Origin of the sequence: Clostridium sp. JN-9, assembly GCF_004103695.1 — a bacterium.
Lineage (GTDB): Bacteria > Bacillota > Clostridia > Clostridiales > Clostridiaceae > JN-9.
The window spans coordinates 1467982-1485469 of record NZ_CP035280.1 but is presented as its reverse complement, the minus strand read 5'-3'; the positions used below and the strand labels follow the sequence as shown (position 1 = coordinate 1485469).

The window sequence follows — 17488 nt, the reverse complement described above, 5'->3', positions numbered from 1 at the left end:
TACAATAATAAATGCAGTATTAGCTTATTTATTAATAATAAAATCCATATCAAATAACCCATACCATTTATCATTGTCTTTCATGTTAATTTCAATGTTATTTATATTACGGATATTATTCCATTTCTTAATTTTATTAAATTCATCATTCATAGAACCCTTATTTATATTATAAGTAAACTTAATATTTACGCTGTTATTATTGGTCAGCTTTCCCATAGATATCACCTTAATTTCATCATATTCAGTAATATTATCCATTAATTCTCTGTATCCGAATTTATTTTCATTTATCTGTTGAACCTTTGTATAATTTTTTAAAGTGATTTTTTTATTTTTTATATTATGATAAACCCTAATATTATTACCAATAAGCAGTACAAAAAGTATACTCAAAATTATAAAGGCTGTTATAACTGTTTTTTCACTTTTCATATTAAATTTCCTTATCCTAAATCAATGATTAATTTCATCAAGTTATTTTCTACAGGTGAGATATACTTAATTTTTACACCCTTAGTATCATCAAGAAATCTTATTAAATTGTAATAATCATCTTCACTGTCAATTTTAATTTCTGCTTCCACTTCCTTATTTTTTATATTAATCCAGCTGCATTTATTATATATATAAGGATAGCTGTAAAACTTTTTTAAGGTTTCTAGAGAAGATATATTCCTGGATTTTAAATTACTTTGTTTATATTTTGCCTCCATGGTATCTCTAGCTTTGCCTATTTCTTTATCTATTGAATTTATTTCATGCATTCCATAATAAGATAAATCAAATAGAACTATATCAATAAACAAAATAATTGCAGCAGCATTCTTTAAAAGTTTTATCTTTTTTTCTTTTTGCTGTTTCTCATACCACATTGGGATAAAGTTATAATTGTTCATGATATCACCTATCTGCTTCCATGAATAATTCATTTATCTGCAGTTTTTCCAAAAATATAAGTGGATAATCATTGGTACTAATAGCATTTTCATTGATAGATTGTTCCCTTACCAAATAAATTGGCCATGTCATGGAAACCTGCTGGCATTTTTTTATATTGACATACAATAAATCAGATAAACCCTTTGTTTCATAAAAATCTTCTACAGCGTTATAAACAAGTTTGTTATTGTTTACTATCAAGATATAAAGTTTTGAATTAAATACAAAAGAAAGTATATAATCATGTTCTTTAATTTTTTTACTGTAAAAATTTAAATATATAAACTGAATAAGAAAAACACCCTTAATTTTTTTATTTACATCCATGGCACTGTTAATACTGCTGACTCCTGCATAATTTAAGCTATATACTATTACATCTTCATTTTTTTCATGAACATTTTCCCTTTCATAAGAAAATAATAAATGATTATCATTACTGCAATAGCTTCCAAGTTCATTAATTATGAGCTCCTTTTTAATATTTTTATTAATTTTAGGAAGACTCATCCTCTTTATAAATATCTTTTCTCCTAAAATAATAAATGATACATTTTTACTTTTAATTTTTAACTGCTTAAAATTACTATTTTTTATTTCATAACTTTTTTTAATCTTTAATTTTTTTATAAAAATACCTTTTCTAATTTCATTACAGATTATATTATCCTTTTCCAGTAATATTAATGTAGAATTTAGTAACATTCATATTCTCCCTTCCACATACTTTGTGTCCTGAAACTTAAACCTTATACTGCTGTCAAGAATATATACATTATAGTAATCCTCCCTATGAATATAATCATCGACATAACTATTTATTACAAAACATGTTTTTGACAGATTATATTTAACATAGGAATTTTTATAGCTTATTGTGTACCCATCTGGAATATTTGCTATGAAATTATTCAGATTTTCACTATTTTTTAATTCAATATTTTCATTAAGATAATTATAAACATATGTAAGTAAAAATTCTCTGCACTCCTCATACTGTGTATTAGATAACCTTATAGATAACATCCTGTTATTATTTTCATATTTCTGCAGTTCAATTTTAAAACAGTATATTGCACAGCTAAAGCATATTGAACATGCAATTAATGTATAAATTATAATAGAGCCATTTTTTACTGTATTTTTTCTGTAGAAATGCACCTTTTCACCTCATAATTATTGTTTAATACAATAGTTATATATATTACCTTATTTACTGCCTTAACTTTAAAGTCACTTACTCCTCTAAGTATTACATTGTTTGATGATGAAGACTCACCTCCATAATAAATTGCAAGATATCCTGAAGGATTTATTTTTATCCAATTATTAGTCAATGGGTCCCCATAATTAAATTTAATTTTATTGCTATCACAGCTTATTGATCTGCATTCACCAATCTGCTCGTCAATAAATTCAATAGCTTCATTAGAATAAAACTCGCTTCTTGATTGTTTATTTTCTTTATTGTACATGGTTAAATATCTCTCCATAACCTTAAATTCAGACAGCAGAAGCATACTTAATATGGACAGTGAAATTAATACCTCAATAATAGTAAATCCTCTTTTCATAAATTTTTACCCTTATAAAAAGTTATATTTAAATTTTTCTTATTGTTTTTTTCACTATTTACAATTTTCACATTAACTTTTAATACCTCTCCCTTTTCTATTTCCATAATTCCATAGGGCAAAATGTAGTCAGTATTATTACTTAAGATTTCCTCTAATCCATGGTCTTTAATATAATCCAGTGTAAGCTTATTGCCATTAATGTTTTTCTTTCCACAATCATAAATATACAAAAGATTATCGTAACTTATGTTGTACATAATGTTATATTTAACTGCATACAAAAACTCACTTTGATTTTTCATTAATTCATTTTGCTTTTTTAATTCCAGTGCATTAAGCATAATCTTCATAACTCCTGTAAAAACAATTGAAAAAATCATAAATGCACATAAAACTTCAATTAAGGAAAATCCCTTTTTAATTCTTGATTTCTGCATAAGCACTTCCAACACATATAGATATATTGTGCCATCCTCCCATTCTATCTAAATAACTAATGGTACATGCATCTGTGGTAACTCCCCTGTTGTCAATGTAGATTTTATCTTTGCCTTTAGATGTATTAACAGTATTTAATTTAAATCCTTTTGGAACATATAATCTTTTAACAATTTTATTATTATCCGATAAATATATTTTTTTATTTTCTGTATCAAAGGTAATATTCGTACTGCAGTTATTAATTCTGCTGTATTGTTTTGAGTTATTAATAAAGTTAACCATTGAATTGCTGAAAAAATCCACATCCATTTTATTTACAGTTCTATTAAATCCACTATATGTTGTAAATGTAAATGTCATTAAAATTAATATTATGCTTATAGAAATCATTAGTTCTATTAATGTAAACCCTTTGTTCACAGGCTAAACACCCCAATGCTAAAGATTAAAGATTAAAGAACAAAGATTAAAGATTAAAGAAGGTGGATTTTCAGCTACGCTGAAAATCCTTGAATAGTGGCCTTGCCTTAAGGCAAAGTCACTACTGTTTTTCTTCAGCAGTTGCAAGAGCATTAGTGAATAATTCTTTGCCTGTTCCGTCCTTTACAATATAAGTATTTCCTGAAACATCAATAATTACAGAATACTTGTTTGAATCAGATGAATATAAAATAGTAATATCATTTTTGGTGTCTACTGAACTGGCTTCTGTTTTTTCAATACCAGTGGTATCAGTTATAACCTTTTTAACATCATCTTCTTTAAATTCTCCATTTGTCATACTGTAGCTTGTCATAGCAGCTGAATATATCTGTTTCCCTGTGTTAATTGCCTTTACTTCCATGGCTTTTGCCCTGTAACCTGCTAATTTTGGTACGAGAAATCCCATAAGCACCAGCATTATTGCAACAGCTACCATAATTTCTATAAGAGTAAATCCTTTTTTCTTTTTATTTTTCATTATTATTTCCTCCAATTTTTTATTAAATTTTAGATTTTGTCCATAATGCTAAACATAGGAGCCATTACTGAGAAAATCACTGTTCCAATAACAGCTGCTATAGCTATTAGTAATATGGGCTGTAGAACTGTGCTGAATATATTCAGCTTTTCCTTTATCTGAGCTGAGATTATATCTGAAGCTCTTTTAAAGGAATTTTCCAGGCTTCCCGTTTCTTCTCCTATTTTAATCAGATTTAAAAACAGTTTATTATTAAATCTGCTGTGAGAAATAGCGTAATGAACACTTTCACCCTGCTTTAAACTAATGATGCATTCATCAATGCTTTTTTCAAACACCTTATTTCCCATAACATTTTTCACAATGTATAGAGAAGAAATAATATCTAACCCTGAATCCAGCAGCATATTTAAAGTAATGCAAAATTTATTTAATATTATTTTTTCTATTAATTTTTTTAAAACTGGAATCTTTAATATTAATTTGTGTTTTAATAAAATTAATTTTTCGTTTTTATGCATAATTCTGGATAGTATGATTAAAAATATAACTGCTAGAAAAAATGGTATCGAAGCCCTATTTAAAAAAGATATTGTAGTAATTAGTTTTTTTGTAATGGGCGGAATTTCACCACCTAAATCATTTACTGTATTCAGCAATTGGGGTACTATGCTTTTTATCACAAACATCAGTATAAAAAATCCAATTATACATACCATTGCCGGATACAGCAGTGTATTTATCAATTTTTGTTTAAATTCATTTTCTGTGCTGTAATATTCAATTAATTTTTCTAATACTTTATCCAGACTGCCGCTGTTTTCTCCTACGTTTATCATTTCAATCATAAATATTGGGAAATATCCTTTTCTCACTTTTATGCATTCATAAAAGCTTTTCCCACCGCTTAAATCAATACTTATTGACTTTAAAATGCTTTTCATTGTATTATTAGTACTTTCAGAAGCGCAGAAATTTACTGCGCTTAAAATTGATATGCCTGATTTCAACATTATTGCCAGATTACTGCAGAAAATACATATTTCTTTTACGCTAGCTTTTCTTCCTTTTAAAATATTTGAATTTACGTTTTTGTAATTTATTAAATAATATTCATTATCTTTAAGTATTTTCCTCAAGTTAATAATATCTTCTCCAGTATACTGTCCTCTAATTACATCACCTTTGCAATTTAAAGCCTTATATTGAAAAATAAAGATCTCCCCTTTAAATGTTACTTGGCATAAATTACTCTGATGTACTCTTCATAAGAAGTTACTCCCTTTTTTATAAGCTCAAGGCAGTTATCCTTTAAGCTGAGTACATTGCCTTTATAGTAAGATTTTTTAAGTTCTTCTCCATATTTACCTTTTTGAATTAAATATCGTTGTTCATCATCTACAGTAAATATCTCATACACTACGCATCTTCCCTTATAGCCCTTATTTGAACATTTTGCACAGCCTCTGCTTTTAAATAACTTGGTATTGCTATCAATTCCAAGCATTGTTCTTTCCTCTAAGGATGGTAAATATTCTTCCTTACAGCTGCTGCACAGCTTTCGTATTAACCTTTGTGCAATTATTCCTACAAGTGCATCGCCTATTAAGTACTGAGGCACCTTCATGTCTGCAAGTCTTGAAATTGAATCCAAGGCATTATTGGTATGCAGAGTTGAAAGAACCAAGTGCCCTGTTATGGCAGCTCTTATGGCAATTTGTGCAGTTTCTTCGTCTCTTATTTCACCTACCATGATTACGTCTGGATCCTGGCGCAGGATGCTCCTGAGTCCCTCAGCAAAGGTAAACTTAGCCTTTGGGTTTACATTTACCTGATTAATTCCTTCCATTGTATATTCCACAGGATCTTCAATGGTTATAATGTTTTTCTTCACCTTATCAATTTCATTTAACATAGCATATAGTGTTGTTGATTTTCCGCTTCCTGTGGGTCCTGTAAGCAGTATTATACCGTTTGAAAACTTTAAGATATTTCGGATTATATTAACAGATTTTTCGCTAAAGCCTAGATTATTTAATGATATTAAATCCTTTGATTTGTATAGAATTCTTATTACAATTTTTTCACCATGAATTGTGGGTAATGTAGATACTCTTAAATCAAAAAATTGTTTGCTGCTCTTATATGTTATTTTGCCATCCTGAGGCAGCCTTTTCTCGCTGATATTTATGTTTGCCAGCACCTTTATACGTGTACACAAAAGTGGATATATATTTAAAGGTATTTTCAGCACTTCATAGAGTATTCCATCAACTCTATATCTTATAAATGCAAATTTTTCGTAAGGTTCTATATGAATATCGCTTGCATTTCTCTGAATTGCCAAGTTAATTATTGAATCTGTAAGGTCAATAGAAGGGAAGCTATTTATATTTAAATTTATATTTAAATCCTCTTTTAATTTATCATTTAAATATAAAGAAGATAGATTTTCAATGGCAATATTAACTTTGCCTTTTTCGTAAACTTCATTAATAGCATTAATGATTTGATCAGGGTCTGCGTGAAAAATCTCTACTTCTCCTCCATAAATAAACTTTAATTCGTCTATGTTAACAGCTTTATTGTTTATATCAGCTGCAACCTGAAGTGTTCCCTTTTGAATATTATATGGAATCAGCTTATTTTTAAGGCAAAAATCCATGGGTATTGATTTTAATGCTTTACCCATAAAAACAACAGAATCTAAATCAATGGACTTTATCATTTTTACTATGTCACCCCCTTCCTGAAATTTTTTGCATGCATACTTAAATTGTTGCCATATGTTTTACAAATATTCACATGAAAAAAATTTTATAAAAAAGCTCTGCTATTGTAATTTGTATATACAACAACAGAGCTTTTTATCAGATTTATTCAGTTAGATGAAATAACAATATAATTGGATGGATGTGAAGACAATAAATTTATGGAATTATCATTTACATTGTACATATATATATCATACTGTGGATTATCCGACCTGTCAGATGTGCCGGAAAAATATACATTTCCATTAATATCTGCTGAAATCCCTCCATCTTTATTAATTAACTTTGGGAAATCGTAATTTACCCTTTTACAGGTGTTATTTTCAACATTTACCTTAAAAAGTCCCGTTACACCATATTTATCACGGGCTAATATGAAAAACTCTTTTGTTACAGCATTATATACTGAATCATATATATCAGAAAAATTATTGTTCAGAGTTTTTACTTTGCCTGTATTTTTATAATAATAGGATAAATTAGTATCATCTCCAAGCTTTGAAAAAAATAAAATATTTCCTTTCTCCACTGTAAAGTAAGTGCAGTAACCATTAATCTTATCTAAATATACTTCTTCTTTCTTACTTGTAAAATTATATTTATATATTTTATCTGAATCTGTCTTACCATTTTTTACAGCATAATAAAGAAGATTATCTTCATCAAGCCATTCATACAATGTACCTGATACAAGTGAATCTTTGTTTATTCTCATCTCTTTATTATGATTAATGTCATAAACTTTTAATCCCTGTGCACTTTCTAAACTATCCTTTTTAAAAGTTCTATAGACAAGCATATTCCCGTCAGGAGAAAGCTTTAAATTATCAGCATTATAAAAATTATTTAAACGATAAACATTATCATTCTTTTCAATGTATATTTCCACATTGTTTAATTCTTTTCCCTTAGATAAAATTTTAGTATAGGCAGTTACATTTGCATTAATATTATATACCATATTACTTATATCAGATGAACTTCCTACCTTTAAAATTCTGTTGTTTTGGATTTTATTATAACTTACATTACTGCTATTAAGCTCTAAGGCCATTATTGGTGATTTTGGAATGGTTAAACCTTGAGAACCATCAACCTGTTTATTTGTATCAGAGCATCCATTTAGCAGCACTGTAATCACTAAAAAAAATATTACTCCATATGTCCTTCTAATAGTCATAATTCCGATTCCCATTCTCCTTCAAATGATACTTCCGCCGGTCCCGTCATTAAGACTCCATGTTTTGTGATTTCAATATTAAGTTTTCCACCTGGCAATTCAACATTTACCTTTTTTTCAGTTAATCCAAGCTTATTGCAGACTAAAACAGAGGCACAGCTTCCTGTTCCACATGCCAGTGTCACTCCTGCGCCTCTTTCCCAGGTATTTACCTTAATTTCATTTCTATTTATAACCTGGCAAAAGTTAATGTTAGATCCTTTTTTGAAAATGTCCAGTGTTTCTAATTGTTTACCCTCAGTAACCTCATATTGGTCAAAGTTATTTATTATTACAGTATGGGGGACCCCCATTAATAATGAATTTATTTTATACTCTTTATCATTTACAAAAATGCTTTTATCTATTATTTCTTCAGCACTATCTGATGGAATATCCTTAGGATCCCAGGATGGGTTTCCCATATTAATAGTTATATTTATAACTTTATTATGATCTAATTCTAAAAAAGCTTCCTTTATGCCATCTCCAGTTTCTATTTTTAAAGGATTTTTATTTACAATCTTTTTTTCAAAAATATACTTTGCAAAACACCTTATGCCATTGCCGCACATTGAAGCATATGATCCGTCAGAATTTATAACTTCCATTAAAATATCTGCCCTTGTACTATTTCTTACAAATAGAATTCCATCTGCTCCAATTCCAAAATGCCTGTCACAAAATTTCTTTGCCATATAACTTTGGTTGCTTTTGTATATATTCATAAAATCCTCAATAAGGATAAAATCATTGCCATTACCCTGCATCTTTGTAAATTTCATTGACTTGTTCCTCCTTAAATGTACTATATAAGTACAAATAAACTATGTTATTTCCCCGGAATTAATCCAAAATAAGTTTACTACTGTTAAATGCTAATATCAATAATAATATGGCTTTATTTTAGAAATTTTAAGTGATATACTATTTCTAAAAGTCAGCTTAATTACTTTGCTACAGAGAGAGGATTGATTTGCATGCCATTAGATGGTGTATATATATATAATATCGTAAGAGAATTAAAAACTTTACTGATAAATGGAAGGGTTGAAAAAGTAAATCAGCCTGAAAAAGACGAAATAGTATTAACCATTAAAAATCAAAGGACGAACTATAGATTACTTATCAGTGCAAGCTCCGTTTATCCAAAAATTCACATTACCAATAACATAAAGAAAAACCCATTAACAGCTCCTATGTTCTGTATGGTTTTAAGAAAGTATCTAAATACAGCAAAAGTAGTTGATATAAGACAGCTGGACTGTGACAGAGTTATTTTTATTGATTTTGAAAACACTGATGAACTTGGATTTAACAGCATTTATACTTTAGCAGTTGAAATTATGGGAAGGCACAGCAATATATCACTTGTAAGAAGCAGAGATTCTATTATAATGGAATCAATTAAGCATGTTACTCCGGAAATAAGCAGCGTGCGTTCCTTATATACAGGAATTAAATATGAGCTTCCTCCTGCTTCACAAAAGTTAAGCCCTCTGAATTATACTTATGAACAATTAGATAAATATGTTCTGGAAAACAGTATTAAATTTGAAAGTAACTTTTTTTCAAAGGTATTTACAGGAGTAAGTACACCATTTTCAAAGGAACTGGTTTTTGAAATTAAAAAAGCACCAATTGATTTTCAATATAATGATTTAGATAAAATCAGCCAATTTGTAGGAAAAGTATTTTTACATATGAAAAATGGCATTTCATCTTTTTATTTATATTATGAAGGTGATAAAGTAAAGGATTTTTATTGTTTCCCATTAGAATCAATAAAATATTCCAGCATAAAAAAATATGGTTCACCTTCTAAGTTAATAGAAGACTTCTATTTTGAAAGGGATAAAGCTGACAGATTGAAAAATAAAAGCTCTGATTTGCAGAAGCTGCTCCATGTTAATATTGAAAGATGCGAAAAGAAGCTTCAGATTTTAAATAAAACACTGGATGACTGTTCACACAAAGATAAATATAAACTTTATGGAGAACTTTTAACTGCCAATATTTATTCTCTTAAAAGTGAAATGGATTCAGCTCAGGTTCAAAATTACTATAGTGATAATTATGAATTAATAACAATACCACTTGAGAAAGGTAAATCTCCATCGCATAACATTCAAAAATACTATAAAAAATATAATAAAATGAAAAAATCTGAGGAAGCAGCAGCTATTCAAATTCAGTTAACTGAAGATGAGCTTAACTACCTTCAGTCAGTGCTTACCAATGTTAAAAATGCAGATGATTATGATTCGATTGATGAAATAAAACGTGAGCTTATTGAAACTGGCTACATAAAATTCAAAAAGAACTCAAATATAAAAAAGAAAAGTTCTTCAAAGCCATACCATTTTGTATCCAGTGACGGAACAGATATTTATGTAGGAAAGAATAATTTTCAGAACGATTATTTAACTTTAAAATTTGCTTCAAATAAAGATTTATGGTTCCACACAAAAAAAATTCCTGGTTCCCATGTTATTGTAAAAAATATGGGTACTATAACTCCTGAAACTATTAATGAAGCCGCCCAGCTTGCTGCTTATTATAGCAAAGCTAAGGATTCATCTAAGGTTCCTGTAGACTATACAGAAGTAAAAAATGTTCACAAGCCCAATGGTGCCAAACCTGGAATGGTTATATACTATACAAATAAGACTGTTTATGTAAACCCAAACAACAGGGCTACACCAAAGATTAAAGAATAAAGATTAAATATTGAGGATTTTCTGCTTTGGCAGAAAATCTACTAATTTAAGAGGGTTATGGGTAATCTATAATTTTGGGAACGTAAATAGATTTGATTTTACACAAATCTATTTACGTTCCCATTTGATTTTATATAGATCTATTTACGTTCTGAGTCTTACTTATTAGTTCTTATCTTAAAAAAAGTTCTTACTTCTTAGTTTTTAGTTCTTACTTAAGTTTTTCCGTAAGAAAAACTTCCTTCTTTGTTATCTAATCTTTATTCTTTATTAATGTATTGATATAGATAGCACTTCAGTCTTCCATTATAAAGTTTTCTGTTTTTGTCTGACTTTTGTCCAAAGCACTTTTCAAATCCTTCGTAGGAAGTAATAAGATACAAAGACCATTCATTTAATCTTCTATATACTTCACCAACATTTTTATAAAGTTCCTCAACTTCAGCTTTTTCTCCCAGTCTTTCACCATAAGGCGGATTTGTTATAATGACACCATGCTTTTTCTTTGAACTAAAGGACTCAACAGGCACTTTTTGAAAGTTAATATATTCACTTACTCCAGCTTTCTCTGCATTTGCCCTGGCAGTATTAAATACCCTCCCGTCCTTATCAGAAGCCTGAATAACAAATTCCTTATTATTTATACAGCTTTCTGCATGTTTTCTTATTTCTTTAAATATATTAGGGGGCATCATGTCCCAGTCTTCACAAACAAATTTTCTATGTAATCCAGGAGCAATATTTTTCCCTATAAGGGCAGCTTCAATAGGAATAGTTCCAGATCCGCACATTGGATCCACAAGAAGTCTTGACGGTTCCCATTTACTGATTAAAACAATAGCTGCAGCTAATGTCTCCTTCATTGGAGCAGTGCCGGCATTTTCCCTATATCCCCTTTTGTGAAGACCTGCTCCGGAAGTATCAATAGTAAGGGTAGCTATGTCCTTTAAAAGTGATATCTCAATTTTATATTCAGGTCCATCCTCTGTGAAGTGTTCAATATTATATTTTTTCTTCATTGACTCCACTACTGCCTTTTTTACTATTGACTGACAGTCAGGCACAGAATGTAATTTAGATTTGACTGATTTACCCTCAACATGCATAAATCCATCCTGTGATATAATACTTCCAAAATCCAGTGCCTTTGTACCTTCAAAAAGCTCTTCAAAGGATTCCGCCTTAAATTCTCCAACCTTTATTAGTACTCTGTCAGCAGTTCTCAGCCACATATTGCATATGGCTATATCTCTTTCATCACCTTCAAAGGTTACTCTTCCATTTTCTACAGTTAAATCATCATATCCAAGTTCTTTTAATTCTTTTGCCACAATGGATTCTAGTCCAAAAGTAGCTGTTGCAATAAGTTTATAAAACATTTTTTTCTCCTATTCTACTTCCACCATAATAGGGCAGTGATCTGACCCCATAACATCAGTTAATATTTTTGCATCCTTTACTTTGTCTATTAAATTTTTTGAAACAAAATGGTAATCAATTCTCCATCCTGTATTTCTTTCCCTGGCTTTAAATCTATAACTCCACCATGAATACTTAACTTCTTCAGGATTTATATATCTATAAGTATCATAATACCCATTTTCTATATATTTATCAATCCACTGTCTTTCAATTGGCAGGAAGCCTGATGTATCTGAATTGGCCTTTGCGTTTTTAATATCCATTTCAGTATGAGCAATATTATAATCTCCGCATATAATAAGCTTTTTCCCGCTTTTAACTAAATCATTTGCATAATTTAGAAAAGCATCATAAAAGTCCATTTTGTATTTTAATCTTTCATCATCCTTCTGACCATTAGGAAAATATATATTAAGCAAAGTAAAATCTTCAAATTCAGTTTCTAATACTCTTCCTTCACAATCAAATTTTTCAATGCCAAAGCCATGACTGCATGAAACAGGCTTTACCTTTGAATAAGTAGCAACACCGCTGTAACCCTTTCTTTCAGCAAAGCTAAAGTAAGAATAATAACCATCTATATTTTTTAATTTTTCATTTAAATCAGCTTCCTGAAGCTTAGTCTCCTGAACACATAAAATATCAGGTTTCTCTTCATCTATCCAGCTAAAAAAGTTCTTCTTTGCAATTGCTCTGATTCCATTTACATTCCAAGAATATATTCTCATATTTTAACAACACCCCTTTATTCTAAATAACAAAGATTAAAGATTAAAGAACAAATATTGTTGTTTTGCCTTTGGGCAAAACCTAAATTTAAGATTTTCTGCTGAAACATAAAATTGGTATTTTTACTTATGTCATTATAATAACATAAAAATAAGGGGCTGTCGCATTAGCAGTTAAAACTGCTAATGCGATTTCCTTTTTTTATTGAAGACTGAAACTAAAAATTTATGATGCTAATTATGGCTTAACTTAAGATAAGCCATGTTCTTTAATCTTTCCTGCTTTAGGTATATGGCTCTTTTATTCAATAGTGTTGATAAAGTAACAAATTCCCGTTAGGGACAGGCTAATTAAAACAGACTTCAGCATTTCTCATATTTATATATGTATTTTCAATATTAATTTTACTTATTGCTTCTATAAATTTATTTATTGCAAATGGGATATTATTAAAATTATCGCTCTTTAAGAATTTGAATAAGCTCAAATAATTATTTAAATACTTTGTTGCTACTCCTCTAAAACGGTACATCCATTCCATGCAGTCACGCCTATATTTTACTGCTTCAGAACTTTCATCAAGAGACTTATTGATCTCCCTTATTTTCTTTCTTTTAAAGAACATGGCAAAAAAGCTTTTCGGTCTTGAAATTGCCTGCTTATTTTTATTTAATATTTTTCCAATATAATTTTCCATATCCATTGCATTCATACGTCCAGTGCCTACTGCCCTGGAATAAATATTAATATGCAAATCCAGTGCTGTGAGTACACAAACTTTTCTATTTGTAATATTTATATGGCTTACACTATTGTCGTGTACTCTTTTTTCATCATGTCCAACGTTTTTATGTCCCTTTCGGGAGAATTTTAAGAAGAAATTTTCAATAATAGATTTCAAAGTAAATCAGCTATTTAAGCTTCTCAAAAAACTGTAGAAGCATCAGTATTTTTGCTCGCTTAAATAGTGATTTACTAAATGAAATTATAAAGTTCAAACTTTCCCTGCATCTTATTTTGTTTAACCATTTTTAAAGCAGAGAGCAGCTTGTGCCTCCAGTAAAATAGTATTACATAAGAAACGCCAATCTCTCTAGCTGCCGCAAAACTAAAGATTAAAGAACAAATAACAAATAACAAATAATGCAAATTTTCTGCTTTGGCAGAAAATCTACTAATTTATAATGGTTATGGGTAATACTAAAAAAGAATTTCTAATTTGATGTACAATGCAGTTTTGAATAGTTGCTTCTGGAAAAGAAACCTTCAATGTTTTCGGCAATCCATTTACGTTCTTTATTTTAATTGGCTGCCTGCCGGCATAGGATTTTTGCAAATCTTTTTTTATCATCTAATAAAACTATAATTGAAACCATTTTTAGTTATTAAAACCTATAATCCACTTAATCAATTGAGTTTTTGGTTTTTCTGCAAAGAAAAACTACCTTATTTAATCTTTGTTCTTTAATCCTTGTTCTTTTGATGAAGTCCTATTCATATCAACATTATTATTTAAAAGAGCCATATGTGTCTATAGAAAGTAAATATCTAATTATCGTAACAATCCCAAAAACATAAAGTTTAAGGGGCTGCCGCATTAAGAATAAATACTACAATATATTGTATATAAATTCATAAATGCGACAGCCCCTTATAAATTGAAGATTTCCGGCCTTAGCCGAAAATCTACATTATTTATTCTTTGTTCTATAATCTTTATTCAGTTGCGCTTTTCTCAGGTAATATCAGGTTAAGTGCTATTCCAACCAAAGTTGCCAGTGCAACGCCTGCAATTTCAACTTCTGAACCATTCATTGTGAATTTAAGGCTTGCTCCGCCAATACCTAAAACAATTATTACTGAGGTAATAAGAAGATTCTTTTTCTTTGAAAAATCTATTTTTTCTTCAACAAATATCCTGAATCCTGAAGAAGCTATTATACCAAACAGTAGTATGCTTACTCCCCCCATTACTGGAAGAGGCATATTTTCAATTATAACTGAAATTGGTCCTATGAAGGAAAGAATTATTGCAATTACTGCTGCCACACCTATAACCCATACGCTGTAAACCCTGGTTATTGCCATTACACCTATGTTTTCTCCATATGTTGTATTTGGAGGGCCTCCAAATAAACCTGCTGCTATGGTTGCAACTCCATCACCTAATATGGAACGGTGAAGACCTGGATCTTTTGTAAAGTCTCTTCCACACACATTGTTTGTAACATACACATGACCTATGTGCTCTGCTATTGTTACAAATGAAACTGGTGCCATTAACATTATTGCATTCCAGTTAAATTTAGGAGATACAAATGGTGGTAATCTTAGTATGGGTACACTCTTTATTGCCTCTATAGCTGAAGCAGGAATTACACCAAGTGCTAAAGCTGTGATGTATCCAACTATCATTGATATAAGTATTGGAATTACACCTAAAAATCCTTTAAAGTACATACTTCCAATAATACCTACCGCAAGTGTTACCATGGATACGGTTATCCATGCCCATCTTGGAACATCCTTTAAGGCATCTGCTGTATAAGTAAAATTAAGTCCTGCCCAATTTACGGCTGTTACTGCTAATCCCAGACCTATAACAATTACTATTGCGCCTACAACTACTGGAGGTAACGCTTTATTTAACCAGCCTATTCCAAATAACTTTATAATACCTGCAACAATTATATATACTGTACCAGCTGCAATTACTCCTGACAGCATTGCAGGGGTTCCGTAATTTTTTGAAGCAACCATCATAGGCACTATGAATGCAAATGATGAACCTATATACGCTGGAAGTTTACCCTTAGTGCATATTATATAAAGAAGTGTTCCAATGCCGCTGCAAAATAATGCAATAGATGGACTCATGCCAGTTATAATTGGTACAAGTATAGTAGCACCAACCATTGCAAATAAATGCTGCAAGCTTAAAGGTATTGTCTTTAATAATGGCAGTTTTTCTTCTACATCAATAAAGTTTTTCATTAAATCGTCTCCTTTTTAGTCTCACCGGACTATTTTAAAAGTTATTGTTCATATATTTTTACTGAATCTTCTTTGTCAATTTCTTCAACACATACAGAAATAATTTCATTTTTTGAAGTTGGAATATTTTTTCCTACATAGTCAGCTCTAATTGGCAGTTCCCTATGGCCTCTGTCCACAATTACAGCAAGCTGTATGGTTTCTGGTCTTCCTGCTGCCATTACTGCATCTATAGCAGCTCTTGCAGTTCTTCCAGTATAAATAACATCATCAACTAAAATAACTTTTTTATTTTTAGTGTCAACTCCTAAATTATTGTCCTTAAGTACTGGGCAGTCATTGATGACAGTTAAATCATCTCTGTACAGCGTAATATCTACAACTCCTACTGGTACCTTTTCTCCTTCAAATTGTTCTATGAATTCTGCGATTCTTTTTGCAATGGGATATCCTCTTCTTTTAATACCAACTAATATGATTCCTTCAATTCCCTTATTCTTTTCAACTATTTCATGTGAAATTCTCATCAAAGTTCTTCTCATTGCCTTATCATCTAATAAAATAGCTTTAAATTTCATTTATCTTACCTCCTTTTACATTTTACTTAAAATTAAAAACCGCCTTGTCCAGTTAGACAAGGCGGTAAAATATACACTACTTAGAATTTACACTTAATGCCTTACGACCTCACTGGATCATTTAAAGGTTAAAATCTTTTGCTTATAATATCTTTTTCTTTTGTTCCTCAAAGTTTTTTCTTTTGTCTTTTTTATAATATCATAAAGTTCTACCTATTTCAACTCATTTCGCAGTATATTTATTATTTTTTTAAACTCCTCTGGAATATCGCTGTTAAATTCCATATATTCACCAGTGGAGGGATGGATAAATCCAAGCTTCCTGGCATGGAGAAGCTGACCCTTTAAATTAAATCGCTGTTTCTTATAACCATATACCGGGTCCCCTACTAATGGATGTCCAATATAATTCATATGTACTCTTATCTGATGAGTTCTGCCTGTTTCCAGATGACAGTTTACCAAAGTGTTTTTCTTAAATCTTTCCATAACATTATAATGAGTAACTGCTCTTCTGCCGCCCTGAATCACTGCAATTTTTAATCTGTCCACAGGATGTCTTCCTAAGGGAGCATCTACAGTTCCACTATCATCTTGTATTATACCTTCAACTAAAGCAGTATATTCTCTTGTCATGGAATGATTTTTCAGCTGCTCTGCCAGTTTGTTATGAGAATAGTCATTCTTTGCTACCACCAGAATGCCTGAAGTGTCCTTATCTATTCTATGTACTATACCAGGTCTTACAACACCATTAATGCCGGATAAATCACTGCAGTGGTTAAGCAGTGCATTTACCAGTGTTCCTGTGAGGTTTCCATTTGCGGGATGGACCACCATACCCTGGGGCTTATTAACTACAATTAAATCTTTGTCCTCATACAAAATGTCCAAAGGAATATCCTCAGCCTCGACCTTTAATATTACCGGATCAGGAATAATTACCTGAACCTTATCACCAGTCTTAAGCTTATGATTGCTCTTCTTAATATCATTATTAACGGTTACTTTCTTTTTCTCAATTAAATTTTGAAAAAAAGAACGCGATCTATCTTCCATAAGCTTTGATAAAGCTGTATCCAGCCTTACATTATTTAGATTTTCTTCTATTGTAAAATTAATTATTTCCAT

The 17488-nt window shown here is 30.2% G+C and carries 20 protein-coding genes; 1 reads left to right on the top strand and 19 read right to left on the bottom strand.

Features of this window, described 5'->3' with window-relative positions; translation table 11 throughout:
* Positions 1-24: 24 nt before the first annotated feature.
* The 12 genes from EQM05_RS07140 to dapF all read right to left on the bottom strand — a co-directional run bounded on the left by EQM05_RS07140 (position 25) and on the right by dapF (position 8699).
* Positions 25-435, bottom strand: a complete 411-nt coding sequence (locus EQM05_RS07140) for a hypothetical protein (protein WP_128749392.1) — start codon at positions 433-435, stop codon at positions 25-27.
* A gap of 11 nt (positions 436-446) precedes the next feature.
* Positions 447-932, bottom strand: a complete 486-nt coding sequence (locus EQM05_RS07135; protein ID WP_128749391.1) for a hypothetical protein — start codon at positions 930-932, stop codon at positions 447-449.
* Complete coding sequence (locus EQM05_RS07130; RefSeq protein WP_128749390.1) at positions 904-1647, bottom strand: hypothetical protein; 744 nt, start codon at positions 1645-1647, stop codon at positions 904-906. Before EQM05_RS07130 ends, EQM05_RS07135 begins: the two co-directional genes overlap by 29 nt.
* A complete protein-coding gene (locus EQM05_RS07125) occupies positions 1648-2103 on the bottom strand; it encodes a hypothetical protein (RefSeq protein WP_128749389.1) in 456 nt (151 codons plus the stop codon).
* A complete protein-coding gene (locus EQM05_RS07120) occupies positions 2076-2516 on the bottom strand; it encodes a prepilin-type N-terminal cleavage/methylation domain-containing protein (protein WP_128749388.1) in 441 nt (146 codons plus the stop codon). Before EQM05_RS07120 ends, EQM05_RS07125 begins: the two co-directional genes overlap by 28 nt.
* Positions 2513-2956, bottom strand: coding sequence for a prepilin-type N-terminal cleavage/methylation domain-containing protein (locus tag EQM05_RS07115; protein WP_128749387.1), 444 nt, complete (start codon positions 2954-2956; stop codon positions 2513-2515). Before EQM05_RS07115 ends, EQM05_RS07120 begins: the two co-directional genes overlap by 4 nt.
* Positions 2937-3380, bottom strand: a complete 444-nt coding sequence (locus EQM05_RS07110) for a prepilin-type N-terminal cleavage/methylation domain-containing protein (protein WP_128749386.1) — start codon at positions 3378-3380, stop codon at positions 2937-2939. The genes EQM05_RS07115 and EQM05_RS07110 overlap by 20 nt, the downstream gene beginning before the upstream one ends.
* A gap of 121 nt (positions 3381-3501) precedes the next feature.
* A complete protein-coding gene (locus tag EQM05_RS07105; RefSeq protein WP_128749385.1) occupies positions 3502-3921 on the bottom strand; it encodes a type II secretion system protein in 420 nt (139 codons plus the stop codon).
* 29 nt (positions 3922-3950) lie between these two features.
* Positions 3951-5060, bottom strand: coding sequence for a type II secretion system F family protein (locus EQM05_RS07100; RefSeq protein WP_128749384.1), 1110 nt, complete (start codon positions 5058-5060; stop codon positions 3951-3953).
* A 95-nt stretch (positions 5061-5155) separates the two neighbouring features.
* Complete coding sequence (locus EQM05_RS07095; protein WP_128749383.1) at positions 5156-6649, bottom strand: GspE/PulE family protein; 1494 nt, start codon at positions 6647-6649, stop codon at positions 5156-5158.
* Between the two features lie 152 nt (positions 6650-6801).
* Positions 6802-7890 (bottom strand): hypothetical protein, encoded by a 1089-nt coding sequence (locus EQM05_RS07090; protein ID WP_164917232.1) that lies wholly within the window; start codon positions 7888-7890, stop codon positions 6802-6804.
* Entirely contained in the window at positions 7872-8699 is an 828-nt protein-coding gene (gene dapF / locus EQM05_RS07085) for a diaminopimelate epimerase (RefSeq protein ID WP_128749381.1), read from the bottom strand. The genes EQM05_RS07090 and dapF overlap by 19 nt, the downstream gene beginning before the upstream one ends.
* A 195-nt stretch (positions 8700-8894) precedes the next feature.
* On the opposite strand from dapF, the gene EQM05_RS07080 reads away from it, so the two are divergent.
* The gene (locus tag EQM05_RS07080; protein WP_128749380.1) at positions 8895-10634 is read left to right on the top strand and encodes an NFACT RNA binding domain-containing protein; all 1740 of its coding nucleotides are present in this window, start codon (positions 8895-8897) and stop codon (positions 10632-10634) included.
* A gap of 260 nt (positions 10635-10894) precedes the next feature.
* Here EQM05_RS07080 and EQM05_RS07075 read toward each other — a convergent pair whose 3' ends face one another.
* The 7 genes from EQM05_RS07075 to EQM05_RS07045 all read right to left on the bottom strand — a co-directional run bounded on the left by EQM05_RS07075 (position 10895) and on the right by EQM05_RS07045 (position 17488).
* On the bottom strand, positions 10895-12013 hold the full coding sequence (locus EQM05_RS07075) for a class I SAM-dependent RNA methyltransferase (protein ID WP_128749379.1): 1119 nt from the start codon (positions 12011-12013) through the stop codon (positions 10895-10897).
* Positions 12014-12022: 9 nt separating this feature from the next.
* A complete protein-coding gene (locus EQM05_RS07070) occupies positions 12023-12784 on the bottom strand; it encodes an exodeoxyribonuclease III (protein WP_128749378.1) in 762 nt (253 codons plus the stop codon).
* Positions 12785-13131: 347 nt separating this feature from the next.
* Positions 13132-13686 (bottom strand): hypothetical protein, encoded by a 555-nt coding sequence (locus EQM05_RS07065; RefSeq protein WP_128749377.1) that lies wholly within the window; start codon positions 13684-13686, stop codon positions 13132-13134.
* 273 nt (positions 13687-13959) lie between these two features.
* Positions 13960-14136: a transposase gene (locus EQM05_RS07060; RefSeq protein WP_128749376.1), complete on the bottom strand. Its 177-nt coding sequence runs from the start codon at positions 14134-14136 to the stop codon at positions 13960-13962.
* A 365-nt stretch (positions 14137-14501) separates the two neighbouring features.
* Positions 14502-15779 (bottom strand): uracil permease, encoded by a 1278-nt coding sequence (gene uraA, locus EQM05_RS07055; RefSeq protein WP_128749375.1) that lies wholly within the window; start codon positions 15777-15779, stop codon positions 14502-14504.
* Positions 15780-15820: 41 nt separating this feature from the next.
* Positions 15821-16357 carry a bifunctional pyr operon transcriptional regulator/uracil phosphoribosyltransferase PyrR gene (gene pyrR / locus EQM05_RS07050; RefSeq protein WP_128749374.1) on the bottom strand — a complete coding sequence of 179 codons (537 nt, stop codon included), beginning with the start codon at positions 16355-16357 and terminating at the stop codon, positions 15821-15823.
* Between the two features lie 213 nt (positions 16358-16570).
* Positions 16571-17488 (bottom strand): RluA family pseudouridine synthase, encoded by a 918-nt coding sequence (locus tag EQM05_RS07045; RefSeq protein ID WP_128749373.1) that lies wholly within the window; start codon positions 17486-17488, stop codon positions 16571-16573.

What these genes read in the sequence shown, in the direction of transcription:
- EQM05_RS07140 (WP_128749392.1), bottom strand. Translation starts at nt 435, where the DNA reads ATGAAAAGTGAAAAAACAGTTATAACAGCCTTTATAATTTTGAGTATA.
- EQM05_RS07135 (WP_128749391.1), bottom strand. Translation starts at nt 932, where the DNA reads ATGAATTATTCATGGAAGCAGATAGGTGATATCATGAACAATTATAAC.
- EQM05_RS07130 (WP_128749390.1), bottom strand. Translation starts at nt 1,647, where the DNA reads ATGTTACTAAATTCTACATTAATATTACTGGAAAAGGATAATATAATC.
- EQM05_RS07120 (WP_128749388.1), bottom strand. Translation starts at nt 2,516, where the DNA reads ATGAAAAGAGGATTTACTATTATTGAGGTATTAATTTCACTGTCCATA.
- EQM05_RS07115 (WP_128749387.1), bottom strand. Translation starts at nt 2,956, where the DNA reads ATGCAGAAATCAAGAATTAAAAAGGGATTTTCCTTAATTGAAGTTTTA.
- EQM05_RS07105 (WP_128749385.1), bottom strand. Translation starts at nt 3,921, where the DNA reads ATGAAAAATAAAAAGAAAAAAGGATTTACTCTTATAGAAATTATGGTA.
- EQM05_RS07095 (WP_128749383.1), bottom strand. Translation starts at nt 6,649, where the DNA reads ATGATAAAGTCCATTGATTTAGATTCTGTTGTTTTTATGGGTAAAGCA.
- EQM05_RS07090 (WP_164917232.1), bottom strand. Translation starts at nt 7,890, where the DNA reads ATGGGAATCGGAATTATGACTATTAGAAGGACATATGGAGTAATATTT.
- dapF (WP_128749381.1), bottom strand. Translation starts at nt 8,699, where the DNA reads ATGAAATTTACAAAGATGCAGGGTAATGGCAATGATTTTATCCTTATT.
- EQM05_RS07080 (WP_128749380.1), top strand. Translation starts at nt 8,895, where the DNA reads ATGCCATTAGATGGTGTATATATATATAATATCGTAAGAGAATTAAAA.
- EQM05_RS07075 (WP_128749379.1), bottom strand. Translation starts at nt 12,013, where the DNA reads ATGTTTTATAAACTTATTGCAACAGCTACTTTTGGACTAGAATCCATT.
- EQM05_RS07070 (WP_128749378.1), bottom strand. Translation starts at nt 12,784, where the DNA reads ATGAGAATATATTCTTGGAATGTAAATGGAATCAGAGCAATTGCAAAG.
- EQM05_RS07060 (WP_128749376.1), bottom strand. Translation starts at nt 14,136, where the DNA reads ATGATAAAAAAAGATTTGCAAAAATCCTATGCCGGCAGGCAGCCAATT.
- uraA (WP_128749375.1), bottom strand. Translation starts at nt 15,779, where the DNA reads ATGAAAAACTTTATTGATGTAGAAGAAAAACTGCCATTATTAAAGACA.
- pyrR (WP_128749374.1), bottom strand. Translation starts at nt 16,357, where the DNA reads ATGAAATTTAAAGCTATTTTATTAGATGATAAGGCAATGAGAAGAACT.
- EQM05_RS07045 (WP_128749373.1), bottom strand. Translation starts at nt 17,488, where the DNA reads ATGGAAATAATTAATTTTACAATAGAAGAAAATCTAAATAATGTAAGG.